Raw genomic sequence first — 23,110 nt, forward strand, 5'->3', positions numbered from 1 at the left:
TCTGCACTGCTATTCTGCGTTTTTGCACAGTTAGGCGTAGTCGGCATGGATTGGGACAACCTGCGTTACTTCCTTGAGCTCTCCAGAACGCGCAAGTTAACGGCGGCAGCGCGGCGTTTGGAGGTCGATCACACCACTGTTTCGCGGCGTATCCAGGCGCTGGAGAAAAGCCTCGGTGCCCAGCTTTTTACCCGCGAAACCAGTGGTTACAGCCTCACAGAAGCAGGGCGCAGCCTGTTGCCACAAGCGGAGGCGATGGAAAGCGCGTGTTCGGCGATTGAGCGCGAGCGCGAAGAGCAAACCGAAATGCTCTCCGGCCATGTGCGCATTGGCGTCACCGAGGGTTATGGCTCGGTCATGTTAGCGCCGCAGCTCGCCGAATTTACCCAGCGTTATCCACACTTGGGGATTGATCTGCTTGCGGTGCCGAGAACCATGCACTTGTCGCGGCGCGAAGCCGATATCGTGATTACTCTGGATCGCCCGGAGCGCGGACCGTTCATCATCACCCGGCTGACCGATTACGTGCTGCGCCTGTATGCATCGCCGAGTTATTTGCAGGCGCATGCGCCAATTACCAGCCGTGAAACCCTGCGCAGCCATCGGTTTGTCAGCTATATCGACGACCTGCTCTACAGCAAAGAATTGTTCTATCTGGATGAAATCGGCAAGCCGTTGCAGGTGTCGCTGCGCAGCACCAGTATTCTGGCGCAGCAACAGGCGGCTGCCGCGGGTGCGGGGATTGCAATATTGCCGGCGTTTGCGGCGGAGGCCGATCCGCGATTGCAGCCGATTCTCAGCGATAGCATCGAATTCACGCGCACGTTCTGGATGCTCATGCCAATTGAGCTGAAGGATATTGCGCGGATGAAAGCCACATGGACCTATCTGCGCGAGATGGCCGACTCCCAGCAGGATCTCCTGCTGGGGCGGGCATAAGCATTTAAGCCGAGCGCGTTTAGCGGGGTTCGCTGCGCTCAAGCCAGGCGCGGGCAATTTCCTCACGCGTGGCAAACCAGACGCCGCTGTTCTGCTGGGCGTATTCGATGAATTGTTTGATCGCGCGTACCCGACCAGGGCGGCCGACCATGCGCGGGTGTAAACCGATCGACATCATGCGCGGGCCATCGGCGGACTCTTCATAGAGCACGTCGAAGCTTTCCTTCATGTACTCCAGAAAATCCGAGGCTTGCGACAAACCCGGTGAATTCCAGTAGCGGAAGTCGTTAACGTCGGCGGTGTAGGGCACCACCAGATGCTGCTTGCCTTCGACGTCGACAAAGTACGGCACGTCATCGTTGTAGGCGTCTGAGTCGTAGAGGAAACCGCCTTCCTCTGCGACCAGTTTGCGCGTGTGAACGCTGGCGCCGTAGCGGCAATACCAGCCCACCGGACGCTTGCCGCATGTGCGCTCGAACGATTCAATCGCCAGGCGCATGTGCTCGCGCTCTTGTTCTTCAGTCAGGCGGAACACTTCTTCCCAGCGATAACCGTGGCTGCAAATCTCGTGGCCGCCGTCTACTGCGGCGCGGGCGACGTCAGGGTTTTGCTCGAACGCTACAGCGCAGGCGTGGAAGGTCGCGCGTACTGACTGCTCATCAAGAATGTCGAGAATGCGCCAGATGCCCACGCGCGAGCCGTATTCGTACATCGACTCCATGGCCAGATTGCGCGTGCCGTCGGGGATCGAATAGCTGCCCCATTCGGTCATCGATTCCTGATCCGGATCGCCCATCGCAAGCGAGCGCTCGGAGCCTTCTTCGTAGTTAATGACCAGGCTGATGGCCAGTCGGGCGCCATTGGGCCAGGTGCCTTTTGGGCGTTGTCTGCCGTAACCAATCAAATCGCGTGCAGGTGAAACCATCGGGGCAGTCTCCGGAGCCAGTGGCTCAATCAATAGGGTTAAGTTGTTAGCAGTCGATGTCTTCGAGGCGTTCATGGCTGAGCGAGCCGTTGATTTGCCACTCACGAAATGCCAAGCCCATGGCTAATGTTTGCGCCACGCAGAACGAGGCTGTCAGCGAGCGGAAGCCGAGCAGTTCAGCGTCACTCACAACAATCACGGTATCGGCCATCTGGCCAATGGGGCTCAGCACCGAGTCACTGATGACCACCAGCTTGACCCCGCGCTCGGTGGCCTGTCGGCACGCCTCAATGGTGTCCTGCGCGTAGGGTGGAAAGCTGACTGCAATCAGCAGGTCATCGGTGGCAACCGCACTGATTTGTTCGGGCAATGTGCCGCCAGCGCCACTGATGTGCACGGAACGCCGGCCGACACGGCTGAGCGCGTAGCTGAGATAGGCCGCCACCGGAAACGCCCGGCGCAGGCCGATCACAAACGTGGTGCGGGCCGCTTGCAAGTGGGCAATCGCTGCCTCGATATTGGCCTGTTCGCCGCCCTCGGCCAGGTGTTCAAGGGAGACGATATTGGCCTGGCTGAATTCACGCAGAATACCGCCGACATCGCTGGGGTCTTCGAGCAGTTTTTCGCCGCCGTAGTGACGAATCCGCTCACTGTAATGGGTGTCTGCGGCCTGTTGCAGCGGCGCACGAAACAACCGCTGCAAATCCTTGTAGCCGGCAAAACCCAGTGCCTGAGCCAGGCGAATGTAAGCCGATGGCGCAATATTCGAGCGCTTGCCCAGCTCGGCCACTGTGGTCAATGCAACCTCATGCGGGTTGTCGATCAGGTAGCGCGCGGCATCGCGCAAGCGTTCTGTCAGTTGCTCTTGTTGAGCCGTGATGGCGTCACGCAACTGCGCCAGGTTTTCCGGTAAGGCCATAAGTCAGGCTCGTTCAGGTTGAGAGGTGCGCTTAGCGCAGCGAATCAATGGCTTGATCCAGCGCCATTATGAGTCGGTCAACCTCGTCGAGGGTGTTGTAATGTGCCAGCGATACGCGCACCACGGCGCCGTATTGGCTCAAGCCCAGCGCTTCGATCAGGCGGCGGGCATAAAAGTCACCAAAACGGATGCCGATGTTGTGCGCATCGACCTGACGCACGATGGCTTCGGACTGCATGCCCTCAACCACGAAGCTGATGGTGGGCACGCGGCCTTGCGTGTCGGGCTTGCCGATAATGCGCACGCCCGGGCATTCGCGCAGGAAGCCCAGCAGGCGTTTGGCGAGCAAATCTTCCTGCACCTCAAAGGCATCAAAGGCGGCTTGCATACGCTCGCGCTCGCTACCGGTTGCGCCGATCTTGTCGGCGACATCGAGCAGATAATCGGTAATACCGATGCAGCCGAACGACAGCTCATAGTTGACGTTGCCAGGTTGCAGTTTGTACGGCACAACATCCTGACCAATGAAGAAGTGATTCAGGCTCGGCAGTTCCAGCAGCAATTCACGACGGCCCCAGAGCACGGCGAAGTGCGGGCCGAAGGTTTTGTAGAAGCTGTAAACGTAGTAATCAGCGCCGCTGGCTTGCACATCAACCAGGCGGTGCGGCGCATAGGCAACCGCATCAACGCAAAGCTTGGCGCCGGCGGCGTGAACCAGCTTGGCAACTTCGGCCACTGGGTTGACCGAGCCGAGAATATTCGAGGTGTGGGTCATGGCCACATAACGGGTGTTGCTGTTGAGCAGTGCTTTCAGGTCGGCCAGTTCCAGCTCGCAGGTGTCGAGGCTGACTTCCCACACGCGCAAGGTCGCGCCGGTCGCTTCACACAGTTTGATCCACGGGCCGATGTTGGCTTCGTGGTCGCAGTTGGTGACGACAATTTCATCGCCTGCGCCCAAAGACGGCGCCAGTGCGCGGCAGAGAATCTGCAGCAGGTGGGTGGTTGAGCCGCCCATGATGACTTCTTCGGGGTGAGCGGCGTTGATCAGCTGCATCACCGAATGCCGCGCCTGCATAACGCGCGCGCCGGCATCCACCGAAGGCTGATACGAGGCACCCAATTGCACGCTGCTGTTGAGCAGATAGTCGCTTATACGCTCGGCAACTTGCTTGAGCACCATTGAGCCGCCGGCGTTATCCATGTAGGCGTAACCGCTGGCAAGGCCCGGGAATTGTGCGCGAACGTAGTCAATATCAAGAGCTTTCAAGGTGTTCTCCTGGCAGAAATCAATGATGCAAAATGGCTTGCAGGAACGCTTGGGTGCGAGGTTCCTGTGGCGCAGTGAAGAAGGGTTCCGGGGTGTTTTGCTCGACGATTTTCCCGCTTTCCATGAATATCACCCGGTCCGCAACGCGGCGGGCAAAGCCCATTTCATGCGTAACCACGACCATGGTCACGCCAGAGCGGGCAAGGTTCTGCATGACATCCAACACTTCGCCGACCATTTCCGGATCGAGCGCCGAAGTTGGCTCGTCGAACAGAATGGCGCGGGGTTCCATCGCCATGGTGCGGGCGATAGCTACGCGTTGTTGTTGGCCGCCAGAGAGCTGGCTGGGATATTTATGCGCGTGATCACCCATGCCGACCTTAATCAGCAGTTCTTTGGCGCGGGCCTGTGCGTCGCGCTTGCTGAGCTTGCGCACCCGAATCGGGGCGAGGGCGACGTTGTCGAGTACGCTCAAGTGCGGATACAGGTTGAAACCTTGGAATACCATGCCGACTTCGCTGCGAATATCGGCCAGATTCGGGCCGTGTTCGACGCGTTCGCCCGCGACCAGAATGTCGCCGCCTTGATAGTCTTCAAGCAGATTGATGCAACGGATCAAAGTTGATTTACCTGAGCCGGATGGCCCGAGAATCACCACCACTTCGCCTTGCTCGACTTGCAGGTTGATATCGCTCAAGGCCTGGAAGTTGCCGTAGAACTTGTCGAGTTTTTTAATTTCGATCAGCGTGCTCATGCGGTCTTGCCTCCTGCTGCATTGCGTCGTTCAACCCAGCTGACCAACTGCACCAGTGGTAACAGCAACAGCAGGTACAAAATGGCCGCGCCTACCAGCGGCGTCGGGTTGGCGGCAAGCGCCTGGGCTTGCGTGGCTTGCTTGAGCAGATCAGGCATGGCCACAACCGAGGCCAGTGCGGTGTCTTTCATCACGTTGATGCAGTTGCTGGTCATCGGCGGCATGACGATGCGGATGGCCTGCGGCAGGATGACATCGCGCATGGTGTTGAAAAAGCTCATGCCTTGCGAGGCCGAGGCTTCAAACTGACCACGCGGAATGGCTTCAATGCCGGAGCGGAAAATTTCGGCGCTGTAGGCGCAGGAAACCAGTGAGAGCGCAGCGGTGGCAGCGGCGAATGAAGACAACCGGATGCCGACGAAGGGCAGCGCGTAGTAAATCAGAACCAGCAACACCAGCAGCGGAATCGAACGCATGATGTCGATGTAGATCCGTGCCAGCGCCCGAATCGGGGCATACGAATACAGCCGCAGCAGGGCTAGCACCAAGCCGCCGGCAAGGCCGAGGATGATGCTGGTCACGCCGAGCAGAATGGTCACGCCCAAGCCGCGCATCATCAGTGGAAGCGACTCGACGAGCACGTTCCAGTTAAAAAATGTTTGTAACAGATCCATTAGCAACCTCGATCAAGGCGAGCGGCGAACTTGCGTCCGCCGCTTTCAAACCGGTACGTGCGTGGCTTACTTGAGCACCGCAGTAACCTTCACAGTGCTTGAGTCTTTGTCCGCTTCGGCGCCAAACCACTGCTGGTGGAATTTGCCCATGGTGCCGTCTTCTTTCATCTTGGAGATGATGTCGTTGACCTCATCCGCCATTGCCCAGCCCTTGGCGTGCATCAGCGAGTAACGCTCGCCGGTAGGGATGCGCGCGACGACGCTGTATTGCGGCTTGTCCTTGATGTAGTACTGCAGCGCCGGAATGTCGCTGATGTAACCGTCGATGCGACCCGATGCCAGGTCGAGCATGGCGGGCGACAACCCTTCATAACGCGAGACGTCGGCAAACTTGTATTCGCCTTTGTGCGTGCCTACCCACATGTCGCCGGTTGAGCCGGTGTCTACGCCGACTACCTTGCCGTTCATGTCATCCAGGCTTTTCACCTTGGAGGTAGAAAGGGCGGTCAGCGACTGGTCGCTGTCGTAGTACGGCTGTGCGAAGGCGACCGACTCAAGACGCTTGGGCGTGATGGTGATCGACGAAATGGCGATATCTACGCGGTTGGATTGCACGGCGCTGAACAGGCCGTTGAATGGGATATTGATGAACTCGACAGTCTTGCCCGCGCGCTTGGCAACCTCTTTGACCACATCGACTTCAAAGCCGACGATGTCGCCTTTCTTGTCCTGAAATTCCCACGGTACGTTGCCGACGTTTGCACCTACAGTCCAGTCTGCAGCCCAGGTAGGCAGCGCAACTGCGGCTGTCATGAACATTCCCAACATTACTTTTGCTTTCATGTTTGCTCCCCGTTCACTGTTTTTTTTAGGTGGTCACCGCAACGTTTGCGGGCGACTTGGGAACTGAGACTAGGGCAATGAATTAAATAATTCAAATAATAATTTTATTGAATATTTCGCTCCATTAGAAGGCTTTGAACGTCCAAAATGGTGCATTCCTTCAGGCCCCGCAACCGCGTGTTTACACGCAGTCAAACGCATTGCTGCGCGCTGACGTGCGCCATCAAAGTGCGTGGGTAAGTTGGAGAAACACTGCCCGCTAAGGGCAGATATGCAAAGCCCGCGACTGTTGCAACAGTCGCGGGCTTTGGGTAAAGCGTGTGCCGCCTTTAGATATCCAGACAGATCTTGCCGAAATGCTGATTGGATTCCTGATAGCGGAACGCCTCGACAATTTCACTCAGTGGAAAGTGACGGTCGATAATCGGGCGCATACCGTTGGCATTGATCGCCCGCACCATGGCTTGCTGCTGGGCGCGGCTGCCGACCAGTACACCTTGCAGGCGCAGTTGCTTGATCAGCGCAGGGACGAATGCCAGATCCCCGGTGACTCCGCCGAGAATGCCGATGACCGAGATTTGCCCGCCAACGCGGGCAGCCGCCATGGATTGCTCCAACGTTGCTGGGCCGCCGACATCAATGACGTGATCAACTCCATAGCCGCCTGTTAGCTTCAGCGCGGTTTCGCCCCACTTCGGGTCTTTGCGGTAGTTGATGACATGGTCGGCGCCAAGGTCGCTGAGGCGCTTGAGCTTTTCATCGCTGCTGGAGGTGGCGATAACCGTTGCGCCGGCCATCTTGGCGAACTGCAGGGCGAAAATCGAAACGCCACCAGTGCCCTGAATCAGCACAGTATCGCCCGGCTGCAAAGCGCCGTCGTCCATAAGTGAGCGCCAGGCGGTGAGGCCGGCGGTGGTGAGCGTGGCCGCTTCTGCGTGGCTCCAGCCGTTTGGCGCAAGGGTGAACGAATTGACGCTGGCAGTTACCTGCTCGCGGGCATAGCCGTCGATGCCATCTCCCGGCACCGTTGTGAATCCAAGCACGTGCGGCCTGCCGTCAACCCACTGGGGGAAGAAGGTACTGACCACGTTGTCGCCCACTTTAAACTCATCGACGCCCGCGCCAACCGCAGTGACAACACCCGCGCCATCGGCCATGGGAATGCGATCTTCGGTCGGGCCCCAAACGCCGCTGACAACGGCGAAGTCGTGGTAATTGAGCGAGTTGGCGTGCAGGCGCACGCTGATTTCACCGGCTTGCGGGGCGCGTACTTCACTGTCGCGCTCAACAACTTTGTCGTAGCCGCCACCGGCTTCGACGTAAATGGTTTTATTGCTCATGATAATCCTTGATCAGGCAGGGCTGGCTGCGCAAGGCAGTCCAGCCGTGAGTGGGTGTGTCGCGTGCCAATGCGGGATTTATTCCTCGCCGACCTGTACCACCAATTTGCCGAAGTTCTTACCTTCGAGCAGACCGATAAAGGCTTGCGGGGCGTTTTCCAGTTCGCTGACACGGTCTTCCAGGAACTTGACCTTGCCTTCGCTGAGCCAAGTGCTCATGTCTTTGGCGAACTCGTCGTAGCGGTGAGCGTAGTCATCAAAAATAATGAAGCCCTGAACCTTCAGACGCTTGGTCAAAATAGCCCGGGTCAGTTGCGGCAGACGGTCCGGGCCGTTGGCCTGGGCGGTCAGGTTGTAATGGGAAATCAGGCCGCACACCGGCATCCGCGCGCTGGTGTTGAGTAACGGCAACACCGCTTCAAACACCTTGCCGCCGACGTTTTCAAAGTAGACGTCGATGCCTTTCGGGCAGGCTGCTTTCAACTGTTCAGCGAAGTCATCGCTGTAATGATCGATGCAGGCATCGAAACCGAGCACTTCAACGGCATGCCGACACTTCTTGGCGCCACCGGCAACACCCACCACGTGGCAACCTTTGATCTTGCCGATCTGGCCGACTGTTGCGCCCACCGGGCCAGTGGCTGCGGCTACTACCAACGTTTCGCCAGCTTTTGGCTGGCCGATATCGAGCAGGCCCATGTAGGCAGTAAAGCCGGGCATGCCGAGTACACCCAAGGCGTAGGAAGGATTGCTTGGATTGCTGCCCAGCTTGTTCAGGCCGGTGCCGTCGGAGACTGCGTAATCCTGCCAGCCGTTGGCCGAAAGCACCCAGTCGCCTTCCTTGAAATCTGGATGGCGCGAGGTTGCAACCCGGGAAACGGTGCCGCCACACATCGTCGCGTCGACTTCAACCGGGGCTGCGTAAGAGGGCGCATCACTCATGCGACCGCGCATGTACGGGTCGAGCGACATGTACACCGTGCGCAATAAAACTTCGCCGTCTTTCGGCTCAGGGATTGGGTTCTGCTCAAGGCGGAAGTCGCTGGGTTTCGGCGCACCGTGTGGACGTGAAGCGAGAACGATTTGACGGTTAACGGTCTGGTTCTGGTTCATGCGGGCAGTCCTCTAATGAGTGATAAAAACTGACATTCAAGGTGTATTGAACCCAATAAAGCCTCGATGTTCAGTGTGACAATTAAACCGGGCCAGCCGGTTATGCAGTGATATAACTGGATTAAATAGACTGGTCGTCTAGTTCATGGGTGTTGAAAAACATACGCAGCGAAGGCTGCGATCAGGTCATTAACATTTGGCGTGTGGTGAGCATGGCATGCTCAAGAAAAACCGGTGTGCGCTGAATCTTGGTCAGCAAGCTTGCGCCCAGCCAGAGCGAATACAAAGCAGCCGCCGTTTGCTGCGGATCGGCCTGATTCATCGAACCATCCGCGTTGCCCGTCTCGATGCATTCGGTGATGCAAGCCACCACGCGGGCGGTGCCATCGCGTAATGCCAGGCGCATCGGCTCGGACAAATCAGCCACCTCGGCGCTTAGCTTCACCACCAGGCAACGCTGCTCGCCGGTGCCGGCGCTGTAACTGTCGAACCACCTCTGCCAGTAGCCCATGAGGCGTTCAGGCACAGGTTGTTCGGTAAGAGCAAAGCGGCCGCTCAATTCTTCGAGGTAGCGCTTGAAGTAGTCCTCCAGCAGCGCCTGACCGAATTGCTCTTTGGATTTGAAATAGTGATAGAACGAACCCTTGGGCACACCCGCTTCCTGCAGCAGCTCATTGAGCCCCACGCCGGAAAAACCTTTAGCCGCCATGACCCGGTGACCGGTGTCGAGAATGTGCTGGCGAGTGTCGTCTGTGGCTGTCTTCATGTGGTGCATCCTAAACCCGATTAGACCAGTCGTCTAGCTCCAATCTGCTCAACACGTTCCTGCGGTCATGCGCCGTGGCTATTCAAAACCCGCGAATCAGCCCGCCGAGTGTAGCCATGGCCGCTTCACATTGCGGGCTCCACGGGTGGCCGTAGTTGAGGCGGATGAAGTTGCCAAAGCCGCGGCTGGCAGAAAATATTGGCCCCGGCGCGAGGCTAATGCCTTCGTTCAGCGCCTGCTGAAACAGTTGCAGGGAGTCGACCTGCTTGGGCAGTTCGAACCATAAAAAGTAACCGCCGGTAGGTCGTGTTACCCGGCAGCCCGGTGGAAAGTGCCGCGCAGCTGAGGCGAGCATCGAGGCTTGCTGGGTTTCCAAAGCGTGGCGCAATTTGCGCAGGTGACGATCAAAACCGCCATGTTGCAGGTAGTCGGCAATTGCCGCCTGTGCAGGCACCGAAGGAGAGATGGTGGTCATCAGCTTGAGTCGGCGAATCTGCTCAGCAAAACGCCCACCCGCTACCCAGCCGACCCGATAACCGGGAGCCAGGCATTTTGAGTACGAGCCGCAATGCATGACCAGTCCGTTGCGGTCATAGCTTTTGAGGGGCTTGGGCGGATTGGCGCCAAAGTACAGTTCGGCGTAAACATCGTCTTCAATCAGCGGCACCTGATGGCGTTGAATCAATGCGTAGACGGCGGCCTTTTTGGCCTCGTTCATGCTCGCGCCCAGCGGGTTTTGCAGGCTGCTCATGAACCAGCAGGCTTTGATCGGCAATTTATCCAGGCGCTGGCTGAGGATGTCGATGTCGATGCCTTCACGCGGATGCACGGGAATTTCAACCGCCTTGAGTTTGAGCCGTTCGAGCACTTGCAGGGTGGCGTAAAACGCCGGGCTTTCGATGGCCACCAGATCGCCTGGCTGGGTGACGCATTGCAGGCACAGGTTCAGCGCTTCGAGTGCGCCGGTGGTAATCACCAACTGTTCGCGTTGCAGTGCGACGCCGCTGCCGCCGTATCGCAGGGCGATCTGCCGGAGCAGGTTGGGGTTGCCTTCGGTCATGTCGGCGATGACTTCATTTGGCGCCATGTCGCGCAGGCTTTGCGCCATTGAGCGGGCGAGTCGCGGCAGCGGGAATAGACTCGGGCAGGGAAACGCCGAGCCAAAAGGCACGGTGTCAGGATTTTTCAGAGAGCCCAGCACCGAGAAAACCAACTCGCTGACATCGACCTCGGTGCTGGTGGCAGCGGTCGCGCTGATGTCTGGTTCTGCGAGGGGTTGTTGGGCGAGTTCGCGGACAAAATAGCCGGAGCGGGCACGGGCGATAATCAGGCCCCGGCTTTCCAGCAAGTAATACGCTTGAAAAACCGTGGAGGCGCTGATGCCGTAAGTGCGACTGGCGTGACGCACCGAGGGCACTTTTTCACCTGCGGCGAGTACGCCGGTTCTGATCAGCTCGGCAATTTCGTCGGCAAATTTCTCGTAGCGTTTCATGCGGTCCTGTAAGTTCGGCGCAGTCGGTAACGACACTTTACTGACCGCGCCTGAACATGCGAACACTTACCGGTTCAGAGGCGCAACAAATGCGCTCTTGGCACGCACGTGGCTGGCAATATCGTCGCTGTCGCTGACCGCAAAGTAGATCGGCACTGAGCTGCGTTCAGGCTTATCGGCCAACATGACCACGCTAACGGGCACATCGAGAATTTCACCCGGCTCAAGGCTTACTTGTTGTTGGCCATTGAGCGCGAAGTCCGGCGAGTCGACCAAGGCAATTGCATAGTCGCGGGCTTGCTGGGTTTTGTTGATGACCTTGAGTACATAAATGTTCTCGATCTGGCCCTGACTGTTCTCGCGGAACAAGCCGCGATCCTTGTGCACGTCCAGCGCAATCAGATCACGCTGTTCAAGGCCCCAGGCAAATGCGCCGAACATGACCAACAAGGTGGCGGCATAGGCCACGAGGCGAGGGCGCAAGAAGCGAGTCTGGCCACCGGCCAAAGCGCGTTCTGAGGTGTAGCGGATCAGGCCGCGGGCATAGCCCATTTTATCCATCACGCTGTCGCAGGCATCAATGCACGCACCGCAACTGATGCAGTCGAGTTGCAGCCCGTCGCGGATGTCGATGCCGGTCGGGCACACCTGCACGCACACGGTGCAGTCAATGCAGTCGCCGAGCCCTGCGGCTTTTGCATTGATTTCTTTTTTGCGCGCGCCACGGTTTTCGCCGCGCCTGGCATCGTAGGTCACGAGCAGGGTGTCACTGTCGAACATCACGCTCTGAAACCGCGAATAGGGGCACATGTCGCGGCAGACCTTTTCCCGCAGCCAGCCGGCATTCATGTAGGTGGCGGCGGTGAACAGAAACAGCCAGACGCTTTCGCTGGTGCTCAGGTTGAAGCTGATGAGATCGTGACTGAGCGCGCGCACCGGCATGAAATAGCCGACGAATGCCAGCGCGGTCAGCAGGCTGACGCCAAGCCATAAGCCATGTTTGCTGGTGCGGCGCAGCAGTTTATTAATTGACCAGGGCGCGTTATCGAGTTTGATCCGCTGATGGCGCTCGCCTTCTGTGAAGTGCTCGATGCGCATGAACACCCAGGTCCAGACGCTTTGCGGGCAGGTGTAGCCGCACCACACGCGCCCGGCGAATACGGTGATGAAGAACAGGCCGAACGCCGCGATGATCAGGATGGCCGAGAACAGCACGAAGTCTTGCGGCCAGAAGGTGGCACCGAAAATATGGAACTGGCTTTTGCCCAGATCCCAAAGCACGGCTTGGCGACCGTTCCAGTTGAGCCAGGCTGTGCCGAAGTACAGCACGAACAAGGCCCCGGCTCCGTACAGACGCAGCGAGCGATAGAGCCCGGTGAAACTGCGGGTGTGAATTGCGCCTCCCGCCATCGCCGGCGTCTGGCGCACTGGGCTGGAGGAAGTTGTGGGTTCGATAAGTGTTGCGGGGATGCGCTCGCTCACGTCATGAGCCTCGTCTGGTTTTATCAGGCGAGCGCATGATCAGGCTGCGAGGTGTTTTATAACAGGCTCAGTTTTTTGTAAAAAAAGCATATCAGCCTGACGGGTTGTCGCACCCCGGCTGTGTTTGGCGCGCAATCAAGCGGCGCATGACCGGCGCTGGTGGTTATCGAGGATGCAGTTTCAGGAGGGCGCGCTCAGCGCTACGCGTCGCGCAGCAAATCGTGGGAATCCAGCAAGCGGTAGGCAATTTCCGGGCGCTGTTCCAGTGCGCGGCGAATGGCGGCGGGGATGGCCTGGCGGGTTTTACGGCACAGGCCGATTTGCTCGGCGATGTCGATGACGATACCGCGCATGCTGCGCACCTCGTTAAAACCCGGCGCGATGGACACCCGGATGCCAAGTTGCTGGTACATGCGTCGTTGCATGTGTTCCAGGTCTTCCAGGCTACTGACTGACTCGAGCCGTTCGAGCAGGCGTTTCTCTTCGCTGCGGGTGAGCAGCAAAATCCGTGTATCGCCGCCCGGGATTTCCACAAGCTGCTCGCGCTCGCAATTGCAAGCGCCGGGCGGGCAGGGTTGGCGGGTGGCGTTGGACGAATTCATGGCTTGATCATAGCGGTTTGTCAGGCCGTTTTAGAAGCCATCAAGCTGCAGGTGCTTGCCGAGTGTTGCGCGTTGCGTGGCTGACAGCTAATCAGCCACATTCAGTGGTTTACTCGGGCTGGCTGAGCTCTTCATGAAAGTCGCTCGCCCCGTGACGCCAGTAAGCGGCCACGCGCATGGCTTGCTTGGAGTGACCTTTGTCGTCGGCCAGAATCTTGCGCACCTTGGCCATACTCGAGGCTTCACCCGCGCCCCAGGCGAAACCGTCGCCTTCGGGTAATTGCAAAGCGACTACCGCATCGATCAGCTCATCGGCGTTCTGTACCCACTGCACCTGCACATTGGCCTGTGCGGCAAATTTGCGTTGGTCCGCTGCATCGGCAACCTGGGCGATAACGATTGCGTGGCTGTTTGCCGGCAGCTCTTCGAGGCGACGGCTGACGGCAGGCAGGCCGGTTTCATCGCTGATGAACAAATGCCAGGCGTAATCCATCGGCACAATCATCGAGCCGCGCGGACCACCGATGATGGCGTTGTCGCCGACTTTGGCATTGCGCGCCCATTCCGACACCTGGCCATCGCCATGCAGGGCAAATTCGACGGTGAGTTCATTGGATACGGGGTCGAAGTGACGCGGCGTGTAGTCGCGGCGCACGGTTTCGCCATCGGCGTCGGCGAACATGAATTTGATGTGATCATCAAAGCCCAGCGAGGTGAAATCCTGCAGGGCCTCGCCGGCAAATGTCAGGCTGACAAAGCCTGAACCAATCGGATTGATACGCGTAACCTGGACATCGCGACGGCGTAATTCGTGACGTACACGTTGCACGCGACGCTCTTGGGTAGTTGCCATGGTTGTACCTCGGTGGGTTAAGTTGATAATATCAACAATCATAATTTCACATGGTTGATAAAGTCAACAGTATGAGCAGCGATATTGCCAATCAGGTTTTTGAGTCCATCCACTCGCTGATGCATTTGTATCGGGCGCAGCAATACCGCTCCCTGCGCGACGGGCCCTTCGAGCTGACGCACATGGAGTTCAAGGTGTTGGCTTTCTTTGCCCGTCATCCGGGCTCAACCCAGAGTGATCTGGTGGCCCACAGCGGGCGCGATAAAGCCCAGCTGGCGCGGCTGATGCAGGGCTTGAAGAGCAAGGGCTTTGTGCAGGGCTGCGCTGATCAGACCGACCGACGCAGTATTCGCATGGAGTTAACCGCGACTGGCCATGAGGTGTTCAACACCGTCGAAGAGCAAGGTCGCCACGTGTCGAACAGCGCGGTCAAAGGTTTGACCGACGCCGAGTGCCAGCAACTTAATGAATTGCTGGCGCGGGTGCGGGCCAATATCGAAAACGCCAACTGAGTTCGCGGGCGCTGCGCGAGATCTACGCAGCGCCCGCGCCGCCAGTTGCCAAAGCGGGCGGGTTATTTGGCTTTGAGAAACTCCAGCACCGAGTCCGCAATGATTTGCGGTTGCTCCGCTATCAGCGCATGCCCGGCGTTATTGACCCGCTGCAGGGTTATCCGGTCGCCGAATTCTTGCTTGAGCAGTTCACCGTTCTCCGGCGTGGCGATCTTGTCTTGCTCGCCCTGAATCACCAGAACCTTGGCTTTGCCTGCGCCCCACCAGTCTTCTGTGGGCTGAGCCTTGGCGGCAGTGATTTGCATTTTGGCGACTTTGGCGTGCCAGCCATCGCGCCAGACCTCGGGGTCATTGCCGGGTGCAAAGAAGGCGTAATTAACCGCGTCCATGTGTTGCTCGGGTGACAGCTTGAGGTTGAAAGACGCCATCAGCGCGGCTTCAGCGCCTGGCTGCATTGGTGCTTTGCCGCCGGCTGCGAGCATGACCACTCGTTTGATCTTCTCTGGATGGCGGGTTGCCAGCAAACTGCTGATACGCTGGCCGAACGCGTGGCCAATCACGATCAGCTCCTTGGCATCGGCGGGCACGGTGGCCAGTGCATCACCCGCCAGATCATCCAGGGTCAACGCTTGCATGGGGCCGGAACTGCCACCAATACCGCGTGGCTCCGGGCGGATAGTGCTGTAGCCTGCATCAACCAGCACCTGGGCCAGGTGATCATAATCACTGGCCGGGCGGCCTAGCGATGCAATCATCAACACCGGCGGGCCCGAACCATCGACCTTATATTCGATGGTGGCCTCGCCGTGTTTGACCGTTTGGCTGGCAGCCACTGCGCTCGTAGCCACTGCGCTCGTAGCGCTAACAACATAGCTGGCGGCCAGCAGCGCCAGACTGATAAGTGATTTACAACTGCGCATGGGGAGTTTCCCTGAATGCTTGTTCGGGTGATTCGGCCACGTGGGTGGCCAAGAGAGCTTGCGCGTGGGCAATCAGGCAGGATTATCGAGTTAAGACAGCACTGCAAACCGGCGACCTTCACCGATTGAGCAACACCCTAACAGGCTTGTTCATCCACTGCCGTGCTAAATCCCGTCGAGTGGCCAGCGGGCGATTTCACGGTAGCGGCCTTGATGGGATTCAAACAACGCAAAGTAATCGCATTTTAACCAAAATTCAGGTTCGCTTGGCGACTCGGGAAGCGTTGAGTTAAAACGCCGCGACAGGGTGACATGCGGGCGAAACTCCTTGGCTTCGGCGCCGAGCCCGAGCGGCAGGAGTGCTTGTTGCAAGGCGTAGGCTAATTGGCCGAGGGCTTTCGGCGGCTGGCTTGGCGTAAGCATTAACAAGGCGTTGCGCTGCCAGAGCTCAAAACGGTCGAGCGTGATGCGCAGCGGCGATTGTGGGCGACTCACGGTTGCTGCCGCCTGACAAACCTGTTCAATCTGATCGAGCTCGACCGCGCCCAGAAACAATAAGGTCAGGTGGAAGTTCTCACTGGGCACCGGGCTGCCATTGCGCAGCCCCAACTCGCGTCGCCATTGGGCGATGGCCTTGCGTTGCGGTTGGGCGCAGGGCAGGGCGAAGAACAGGCGTTTTTGCGGCAGTTGAGGCTCGGGTGTAGATGGGCTCATGCGCGGGGAGTCCTCTCAGTTAGCAGGGCAAGTAGCAGGATCTAGTTGCAATTGGGCGGCGGTGATGCCAATCGCGCGCTTACCGAAACTTGAAATATTGGTCAGCGTGGCGTTGTGGTGAGCGATTATCTGCGCGGCGCTTAATACATCGTTATCGACCGTCGAGTGAGCATCGGTGATGAGCACTACATTGTAGCCGAGGGCCAGAGCGCGGCGGGTTGTGGTGTCGACACAAAAGTCGCTTTGCAACCCGCAAATCACCAGGCGATCGATGCCATGTGCGTCGAGCAGTGCGCTCAGTTCGGTGTTGAGAAACGAGTCCGGTGTGGTTTTGCGTACGCGAAAATCATTCGGGCCGGTTGCAAGTGTCGCTGCCAGTTGCCAGCCAGCACTACCAAATTGCAGCAAGCCACTGGGCTCCTCATGTTGGATGAAAACAACCGGCTGATTGGCGGCATGCATGTGTGCGCTGAGCTGGTTGATTGCCGCGATCACGCGGTCAGCTTCAAAGGCTGCATATTCACCCGTGCACAGTGCCTGTTGCACATCGATGATCAGTAACGCGGTGCCCATGGCGTCTCTCCATTAATGCCAGAGTACGAGGTTATCAGGCTTGAGCCTGAGCTGGCAGAGGCGTTTTGTCGGTGATTTGGACAAATCTGATACGACCTATGTTAGCGATAACATTTCGATGTTAGAGTACTGCCATCGCTTAATTATGTGCCTGGAGTGCTGTCATGCTGACGTGTGGAGAGTTGTTGGTCGAGATGTTGGAAGGTTTCGGTGTGGACACCGTGTTCGGGATTCCCGGCGTACATACCGTGGAGCTTTATCGCGGCTTGCCGGCCACCCAAATCACGCACATCACACCACGTCACGAGCAGGGCGCAGGCTTTATGGCCGATGGTTATGCACGCGTCAGCGGTAAACCGGGTGTGTGCTTCATTATTACCGGGCCGGGCATGACCAACATCACCACTGCAATGGGCCAGGCGTATGCCGACTCGATCCCGATGCTGGTGATCTCCAGTGTCAACAACACCGAGCAATTGGCGATGGGCGGCGGGCGTCTGCATGAGCTGCCTTCGCAAAGCAATCTGGTGGCGGGAGTTGCAGCGTTCAGCCATACGCTGATGCGCGCAGATGAATTACCGGCGGTGCTGTCACGCGCCTTTGCGGTGTTCAACAGCGCCCGCCCGCGACCGGTGCATATCGAAATTCCGATCAATGTGATCACCGCCCCTGCCGATCACGTCAAGCGCAAGCTGGGCGCTGTGCCGAGCCGTCCGGCGCCATGCCCGGATGCAATTCTGCGCGCGGTAGATATGCTCAAGTCGGCCAAGCGCCCGCTGGTGCTGCTCGGTGGCGGCACAACCCATGCGTGCGCCGAGGCAGTGCGTCTGGTCGAGGCGCTGGATGCGCCCACCGCTTATACGATTAATGCCAAGGGCGTTTTGCCCAAGGGCCATCCGCTGGCGCTGGGCTCCAATCAGTCGCTGGTGCCGGTGCGCGAGCTGGTGCTGCAAGCCGATGTGGTGTTGGCGATTGGTACTGAGCTGGGCGAGACTGATTACGACGCCGTGTTCGACGGCAACTTCCAGATTGAAAGCCAGTTGATCCGGGTTGATATCGACGCTGAACAGCTCAATCGCAATTACCCGGCCGACATCGCCATTCTCAGTGACTCGCGCTTGGCAATTAAGGCGCTGTTGGCAGGCTTGGGTGAAGTGCCAGCATTCAATCCGCAAGGCCCTGGCAGCAAACTTGCGGCGCAGGTGCGTGAGCAATTGGATGCACAAGTTCCTGAAGCTTGGCGTGCGCAAAAGCGCGTGCTGGATGTGTTGCAGGAAACCTTGCCTGAGATGATTTTTGCGGGTGATTCAACGCAGATTGTCTACTCCGGTAATCACTTGTTTGAAGCCAATCAGCCACGCACCTGGTTCAATTCATCCACCGGTTACGGCACCTTGGGTTACGGTTTGCCAGCAGCCATTGGCGCCAAACTGTCCGCTCCCGAGCGCCCGGTGGTGGCGCTGATTGGCGATGGCGGCATTCAGTTCACGTTGCCGGAACTGGCTTCGGCGGTGGAGGCCAATGCACCGGTGATCGTCTTGCTGTGGAACAACAGCGGCTACGGCGAAATCAAGCGCTACATGCAAAATCGCGACATCCCGACCATTGGTGTCGATATCTACACCCCGGACTTCCTCACGCTGGCCAAGGGTTTTGGCTGCAATGCCGAGCGCGCTGAAAGTTTCGAGCAGTTGCGTGAGTTGTTGTTGAGCGCGGCTAAGGCTGACCGGCCAACGATTATCGAGATTCAGGAACACGCCGAGTTCCTGTCCGCCGTGTAAGCAGTTGCGCCGCAGTCACCAGTTGGCTGCGGCTTTTTGCCTTCAGCCACATGCAATTCACAGCCCTTATTGGCCTGCGCTCTGTTGATAGGGATAATCGTTGAGTGACCAATAGGGGACTGTTTGCGTGATCAAAAATAAACCCACCGTGCAGGATGTGGCGCGCTTGGCAGGAGTGTCAGGCATGACCGTTTCGCGCGCGCTGAGCAAGCCTGAGCTGGTTTCGGAAGAGACCCGCAATCGGATTGAACAGGCCGTGCGCGAGTTGGGGTACGTGCCCAATCTGGCTGCCAGTGCCTTGGTTACCCGCCGTAGCGGAGTCGTGGGCGCATTGATCACCACGATCACCAACCCGATTCTGGCGACTACCATCGAGATTCTCCAGCAAGGCCTGAGCAAGGCGGGTTTGCACATGTTGATCGGCGAGACGCGTTTCTCGCCCGAAGAAGAAACCAAGATGCTCCGTGCGTTTCTCGGGCGCCAGCTCGACGGGCTGATCCTCGCATACGGCTATCACACCCCCGAAACTCTCGCGTTATTGCAGGCGGCGCGTATTCCGGTGGTCGAGTTATGGGACTTACCGGAGGGGGATGAACCGCGTACGCCGGTGGGGCAGGTGGTCGGCTTTTCGAACTGGGCGGCAGGCGCAGCAGCGGGTCAGCATCTGGTCGACTGTGGCTATCAACGGCCGGCATTTTTCGGCTACGAAGATGCGCGTGAAAATCTGCGCTGGCAGGGGTTTCGCCAGGCTGTAGTTGAAGGGCTTGGCATCGAACCGCTGCGCTACAACACCTCGGCGATTCCGCATATTGATGACGGAGTTGCGGTGATTGAACGCTACGTGCGCGGCGAACTTGAGTTCGACGGCGCGTTCTTCACCAACGATATGCCGGCCATCGGCGCGTTGTTTACCTGTCAGCGCAATGGCATTGATGTGCCAGGCGAGCTGGGCATCTGCGGCTTCGGGGACTTGCCAATCGCCCGCGTGGCTTCACCGGCCTTAACCAGCGTGCGGGTGCCCGCAGAATTGGTTGCCAACACCACCGTCGAATTACTCACCCAGCAAATCAAGGCTGAAGGCGTTGGCGCGATGCTCAATGATGTCGGCTCTGAGTTGATTGCCCGCGAATCCACCGCACGGCGCAGCAGCTAGTTTTTGTCCGCAGGTGTATTAATGCAGCGATAGTAGGCTCAGGTTGCATTGACGCAGCCTGTTTAGCTGCCGTGTTGGTTACGCTTCACGCCATTGCAACAGCCATTGGGCGAAGTGATCGACCTTGGGTTCGCGGTTGTGTTTGGGGACTACGACGTAGTACTGACCGCAGTTCAAAGGCTGCTCGCAGGCGATAACCAGCCGGCCAGCGTCTACCTCTTCGGTGATAAAAAAGCGCGGCAGCACTGTGGCGCCCAAACCATGCAGCGCGGCATCGCGGACAAACTGGAAGTGTTCCAGGCGTTGGCCCGGGAGCATTTCAATTTCCTTTTGCGAAAGCCCTGCTGCATCCAGCCATAGCTGGGTCGAGGAGCGAAATTGCGCCGAATGCGCAGCATGGTGCAAGAGCGGGTAGCGCAAGATGTCCCGGCGTTGGTGGATTTCTCCATAGCGCTCAAGCAGCTCCGGCGTGCACACCGCGAGCATGTCGCCATTCATCAAATGATACGCATCGAAACCGGGCCAGTTGCCGTCGCCGTAGAGAATTCCGACGTCGTATCCCTCGTGGCCGTCATACAAGCGGCGCAGGTCATTCATGATTTCCAGATCTATTTCGGGGTGCTGGCGAGCGTAATCACGCAGCTTGGGCAATAGCCAGCGCGTGGTGAAAGAAGGCTCGGCGCCCACGCGCAAGTGCCCGGTATGGCTGCTGCGAACCTGATGCGTAGCCGCTTCGATCTGGTCCAGCAGCAGGCTGATCTCTTGCGCGTACTGGCGACCCGTATCAGTCAGCAACAGGCGTTGCTTGACGCGTTCGACCAGCGAGCAGCCGAGCATGTCTTCAAGGTTCTTGATTTGCCGGCTCACGGCACTTTGCGTCAGGTTCAGTTCCGCCGCCGCCTTGGTCACGCTCATGTGGCGCGCGAAAGCGGTGAAGCAACTGAGCGAGATCATGCTGGGAAGTTGTCGGCGCACAATAGTTCATGACGTTTTGGAATGAGTGTATCAAGGATAAATCGATATTTCTGACACAACAAGCGCCTTAACCTGACGCCTAGGGATGGCAGCTATGCCGCTGCACTGACTGAGCCTGCGTGCGGCATTGCATCAGTCAGTTTTCAGAGTGACATAACAAAAGGCGCAAATACTCGATGAGTGATTCAGTACACGAGCAATCGTTACGCACCGATCTGGCAGCAGCTTATCGCCTGCTCGACCTTAATGGCTGGAGCGATCAGGTGTTTACCCATATTTCAGCTCGCCTGCCGAGCGTCGAGCCGTCATTTCTGATCAATCAATACGGCCTTGCACCTGACGAAGTCTGCGCATCGAATCTGCTCGCCATCGACGTTAACGGCAAAAAGCTTGATCCGAGCCTGAGTGATGTCAATCCCGCCGGTTTCACCATTCACAGCGCCATTCATATGAACCGCCACGATGCGGTGTGTGTCATGCACACGCACACGTTGGCGGGTATGGCTGTGGCGGCAATGGAGGAGGGTCTGTTGCCGCTGAATCAGACCAATATGGCCTTCTACAACCGCGTGGCTTACTACGACTACGAAGGCATTCCGCTAGACCTCGAAGTGCGCGAGCGGATTGTTGCGGCGCTGGGTAACCGCAACTGCGCGATCTTGCGCAATCACGGTTTGTTGACCGTTGGGCGCAGCGTGGCTGAAGCCTACTTCTTCATGTTCTATCTCAACAAGGCGTGTGAGATTCAGCTGGAGGCCCTGAAAACCGGGCGTCCTTTGATTATGCCGTCCAGTGAAGATTGTGAAATGACAGCTCAGCAATTCGAACACCCGGCTTATCACCAGGAGAGTGTTGAACTGGTGTGGCAGGCCGAATTACGCAAACTGGACCGTTTGGACCCGACGTTTCGCGACTGAACACACGCAACCGCGTGACTTTGAATGACTAGAACTGCGTGCAAACCAGGCAGCACCACAACTATAAAAAGGTGAAAACATGCTGGAATCAAGCGAGACACAAACCACGTCAAGTCAACATGGAGCGCCATTGGGACCCTACACCACAAAGCAATTACTGCGTTTCATTATTCCAACTTTGTTTGGCGTTTTGTTGTTTCTGACGCCATTGAGCGTGGATGGCCGCATTACGGTGATGATTGCGTTCATCATCGACTATGTAAACGATGTGCTCAAACCGATGATGGTGCCGGCCACCGTTGCTGTGGCGACGATTCCCAGTCTGATTACCTTGCTGGTGCGATTCAGCCCGCTGAAAAACAACCCCAATCGTTTTATCCAACTGTTCAATCCGAGCCTGGCTTGGACCGCCGTCAGGGTGATCGGTGCGGTGCTGATGTTGATGGTGTTTTTCGAGGTCGGCCCTGAGTGGATCTGGAGCCGCGACACTGGCGGGGTGATGTTGTACGACGTTGGCCCGGTGGTGTTGGCGATTTACTTGCTGTCCGCCATTTTGTTGCCGCTGCTGACCGACTTTGGCTTGATGGAGTTCATCGGCACCCTGGTCAGCCGTGTGTTCGAGAAGCTGTTCGGCCTGCCGGGTCGCGCGGCGGTTGACTGCGCAGCGTCGTGGTTGTCGGCGTCCAGCGTGGGCATCATGCTCACCACCCAGCAATACCGAAACGGCTTCTACTCCAGTCGTGAAGCCTGCGTGATCTCGACCAATTTCTCGATCGTATCCATTGCCTATTCCTACCTGCTACTCAAGCTGATTGGCATGGAACATGTGTTTATTCAGTGGTATCTCTCGGTAGCGGTTACCGGAATTATCTGCGCCCTGATCGTGCCAAAACTGCCGCCACTGCGTGGCAAGCTCGACACCTACGCGCCAGGTGTTGGCAAGCAACTGGTGACCGATGACGACCATGGGCAGGGTTTGTTTGCCCTTGGCCTTAGCCGCGCAATCCAGCGTGCTGATAAAGCCAGCAGTCCGCTGGAGTTGATCAAGCAAGGCGTGCACATCAGTGCCGACATCGCGATTTCGGTGTACCCGGCAATGATGTTGATCGGCTGCGTGGGCCTGTCGCTGATCAAATACACCACGGTGTTTCATGTGTTGTCGATGCCGCTGGTGCCCTATCTGGAACTGCTGCAGATTCCGCAGGCCGCTGAGGCAGCCCCGGCGCTGCTGGCGGGTGTTGTCGACAGCATCATGCCGTCGATTCTGGCGTCTGGGATTGAGAGCGAAATCACCCGCTTTGTGCTGGTAGGCGTTGCGGTTACCCAGATCATCTTCTTTACCGAGGCGGCCATCATTCTGGTCCGTGCCAACTTCGGCCTGCGCTTGCGTGACCTGTTGGCGATCTATCTGCTGCGCGTGCTGATCTCCTTGCCCGTGCTGTCGCTGATGGCGCACCTGGTCCTGTAGTCCGGCAATTTTCCCACCTTCACCCAGACACCCGAGTGGCGTCTGAGTGAAGGTTTTTTTATTCGCTATTTACTGCGCAGAGGGTTCTTCGTAGCACCCGCGCGCTTTGAACATGTGAGAACTATCCA

The 23,110-nt window shown here is 58.0% G+C and carries 23 protein-coding genes; 6 read left to right on the top strand and 17 right to left on the bottom strand.

Annotation, left to right across the window (positions count from 1 at the left end):
* The first annotated feature begins 45 nt into the window (after positions 1-45).
* A complete protein-coding gene (locus tag PMYSY11_RS06130; RefSeq protein ID WP_069901006.1) occupies positions 46-939 on the top strand; it encodes a LysR family transcriptional regulator in 894 nt (297 codons plus the stop codon).
* Between the two features lie 19 nt (positions 940-958).
* On the opposite strand, the gene PMYSY11_RS06135 is transcribed toward PMYSY11_RS06130, so the two are convergent.
* The 13 genes from PMYSY11_RS06135 to PMYSY11_RS06195 all read right to left on the bottom strand — a co-directional run bounded on the left by PMYSY11_RS06135 (position 959) and on the right by PMYSY11_RS06195 (position 13,969).
* Positions 959-1,864, bottom strand: coding sequence for an allantoinase PuuE (locus tag PMYSY11_RS06135; RefSeq protein WP_069901004.1), 906 nt, complete (start codon positions 1,862-1,864; stop codon positions 959-961).
* A gap of 46 nt (positions 1,865-1,910) precedes the next feature.
* Entirely contained in the window at positions 1,911-2,783 is an 873-nt protein-coding gene (locus PMYSY11_RS06140; protein ID WP_069901002.1) for a MurR/RpiR family transcriptional regulator, read from the bottom strand.
* A gap of 31 nt (positions 2,784-2,814) precedes the next feature.
* Positions 2,815-4,050: a cysteine desulfurase-like protein gene (locus tag PMYSY11_RS06145; RefSeq protein WP_139134713.1), complete on the bottom strand. Its 1,236-nt coding sequence runs from the start codon at positions 4,048-4,050 to the stop codon at positions 2,815-2,817.
* A 19-nt stretch (positions 4,051-4,069) separates the two neighbouring features.
* Positions 4,070-4,804 (bottom strand): amino acid ABC transporter ATP-binding protein, encoded by a 735-nt coding sequence (locus PMYSY11_RS06150; RefSeq protein ID WP_069900998.1) that lies wholly within the window; start codon positions 4,802-4,804, stop codon positions 4,070-4,072.
* Positions 4,801-5,478, bottom strand: a complete 678-nt coding sequence (locus tag PMYSY11_RS06155; protein WP_069900996.1) for an amino acid ABC transporter permease — start codon at positions 5,476-5,478, stop codon at positions 4,801-4,803. The genes PMYSY11_RS06150 and PMYSY11_RS06155 overlap by 4 nt, the downstream gene beginning before the upstream one ends.
* Positions 5,479-5,544: 66 nt before the next feature.
* Entirely contained in the window at positions 5,545-6,321 is a 777-nt protein-coding gene (locus PMYSY11_RS06160; RefSeq protein WP_069900994.1) for a transporter substrate-binding domain-containing protein, read from the bottom strand.
* Positions 6,322-6,650: 329 nt separating this feature from the next.
* Entirely contained in the window at positions 6,651-7,661 is a 1,011-nt protein-coding gene (locus PMYSY11_RS06165) for a zinc-dependent alcohol dehydrogenase family protein (protein ID WP_150548615.1), read from the bottom strand.
* A 78-nt stretch (positions 7,662-7,739) separates the two neighbouring features.
* Positions 7,740-8,774 carry an NADP-dependent oxidoreductase gene (locus PMYSY11_RS06170; RefSeq protein ID WP_069900990.1) on the bottom strand — a complete coding sequence of 345 codons (1,035 nt, stop codon included), beginning with the start codon at positions 8,772-8,774 and terminating at the stop codon, positions 7,740-7,742.
* A 181-nt stretch (positions 8,775-8,955) separates the two neighbouring features.
* Positions 8,956-9,540, bottom strand: coding sequence for a TetR/AcrR family transcriptional regulator (locus PMYSY11_RS06175; protein ID WP_150548616.1), 585 nt, complete (start codon positions 9,538-9,540; stop codon positions 8,956-8,958).
* An 82-nt stretch (positions 9,541-9,622) separates the two neighbouring features.
* A complete protein-coding gene (gene mapR / locus PMYSY11_RS06180) occupies positions 9,623-11,032 on the bottom strand; it encodes a GntR family transcriptional regulator MpaR (RefSeq protein WP_150548617.1) in 1,410 nt (469 codons plus the stop codon).
* A gap of 66 nt (positions 11,033-11,098) precedes the next feature.
* Positions 11,099-12,514, bottom strand: a complete 1,416-nt coding sequence (ccoG, locus tag PMYSY11_RS06185) for a cytochrome c oxidase accessory protein CcoG (protein WP_172970668.1) — start codon at positions 12,512-12,514, stop codon at positions 11,099-11,101.
* A gap of 200 nt (positions 12,515-12,714) precedes the next feature.
* The gene (locus PMYSY11_RS06190; protein WP_150548618.1) at positions 12,715-13,116 is read right to left on the bottom strand and encodes a hypothetical protein; all 402 of its coding nucleotides are present in this window, start codon (positions 13,114-13,116) and stop codon (positions 12,715-12,717) included.
* Between the two features lie 109 nt (positions 13,117-13,225).
* On the bottom strand, positions 13,226-13,969 hold the full coding sequence (locus tag PMYSY11_RS06195) for a siderophore-interacting protein (RefSeq protein WP_150548619.1): 744 nt from the start codon (positions 13,967-13,969) through the stop codon (positions 13,226-13,228).
* A gap of 71 nt (positions 13,970-14,040) precedes the next feature.
* On the opposite strand from PMYSY11_RS06195, the gene PMYSY11_RS06200 reads away from it, so the two are divergent.
* Positions 14,041-14,481 carry a MarR family winged helix-turn-helix transcriptional regulator gene (locus PMYSY11_RS06200; RefSeq protein ID WP_197737969.1) on the top strand — a complete coding sequence of 147 codons (441 nt, stop codon included), beginning with the start codon at positions 14,041-14,043 and terminating at the stop codon, positions 14,479-14,481.
* A 62-nt stretch (positions 14,482-14,543) separates the two neighbouring features.
* Here PMYSY11_RS06200 and PMYSY11_RS06205 read toward each other — a convergent pair whose 3' ends face one another.
* The 3 genes from PMYSY11_RS06205 to PMYSY11_RS06215 form a co-directional block, all read right to left on the bottom strand.
* A complete protein-coding gene (locus tag PMYSY11_RS06205) occupies positions 14,544-15,401 on the bottom strand; it encodes an alpha/beta fold hydrolase (protein ID WP_079235599.1) in 858 nt (285 codons plus the stop codon).
* Between the two features lie 165 nt (positions 15,402-15,566).
* The gene (thpR, locus tag PMYSY11_RS06210; protein WP_150548620.1) at positions 15,567-16,115 is read right to left on the bottom strand and encodes an RNA 2',3'-cyclic phosphodiesterase; all 549 of its coding nucleotides are present in this window, start codon (positions 16,113-16,115) and stop codon (positions 15,567-15,569) included.
* A gap of 15 nt (positions 16,116-16,130) precedes the next feature.
* Positions 16,131-16,688: a cysteine hydrolase family protein gene (locus PMYSY11_RS06215; protein ID WP_150548621.1), complete on the bottom strand. Its 558-nt coding sequence runs from the start codon at positions 16,686-16,688 to the stop codon at positions 16,131-16,133.
* A gap of 164 nt (positions 16,689-16,852) precedes the next feature.
* Between PMYSY11_RS06215 and PMYSY11_RS06220 the strand changes: the two genes are divergently transcribed.
* Both PMYSY11_RS06220 and PMYSY11_RS06225 read left to right on the top strand, forming a co-directional pair.
* Positions 16,853-18,469 carry a 5-guanidino-2-oxopentanoate decarboxylase gene (locus tag PMYSY11_RS06220; RefSeq protein WP_069900974.1) on the top strand — a complete coding sequence of 539 codons (1,617 nt, stop codon included), beginning with the start codon at positions 16,853-16,855 and terminating at the stop codon, positions 18,467-18,469.
* Between the two features lie 157 nt (positions 18,470-18,626).
* Entirely contained in the window at positions 18,627-19,622 is a 996-nt protein-coding gene (locus PMYSY11_RS06225) for a LacI family DNA-binding transcriptional regulator (RefSeq protein ID WP_275582071.1), read from the top strand.
* A gap of 78 nt (positions 19,623-19,700) precedes the next feature.
* Here the strand turns inward: PMYSY11_RS06225 and PMYSY11_RS06230 are convergent, their stop codons facing one another.
* Entirely contained in the window at positions 19,701-20,597 is an 897-nt protein-coding gene (locus PMYSY11_RS06230) for a LysR substrate-binding domain-containing protein (protein ID WP_239655543.1), read from the bottom strand.
* A 176-nt stretch (positions 20,598-20,773) separates the two neighbouring features.
* Here PMYSY11_RS06230 and PMYSY11_RS06235 point away from each other — a divergent pair, with 176 nt between their 5' ends.
* Together PMYSY11_RS06235 and PMYSY11_RS06240 are read left to right on the top strand one after the other, a co-directional pair.
* The gene (locus PMYSY11_RS06235; RefSeq protein WP_150548623.1) at positions 20,774-21,514 is read left to right on the top strand and encodes a class II aldolase/adducin family protein; all 741 of its coding nucleotides are present in this window, start codon (positions 20,774-20,776) and stop codon (positions 21,512-21,514) included.
* Positions 21,515-21,644: 130 nt separating this feature from the next.
* The gene (locus tag PMYSY11_RS06240; RefSeq protein ID WP_150548624.1) at positions 21,645-22,982 is read left to right on the top strand and encodes a YjiH family protein; all 1,338 of its coding nucleotides are present in this window, start codon (positions 21,645-21,647) and stop codon (positions 22,980-22,982) included.
* Positions 22,983-23,110: the final 128 nt, after the last annotated feature.

Source organism: Pseudomonas marincola, from assembly GCF_900682675.2.
In the GTDB taxonomy this organism is placed as follows: Bacteria; Pseudomonadota; Gammaproteobacteria; order Pseudomonadales; family Pseudomonadaceae; genus Aquipseudomonas; species Aquipseudomonas marincola.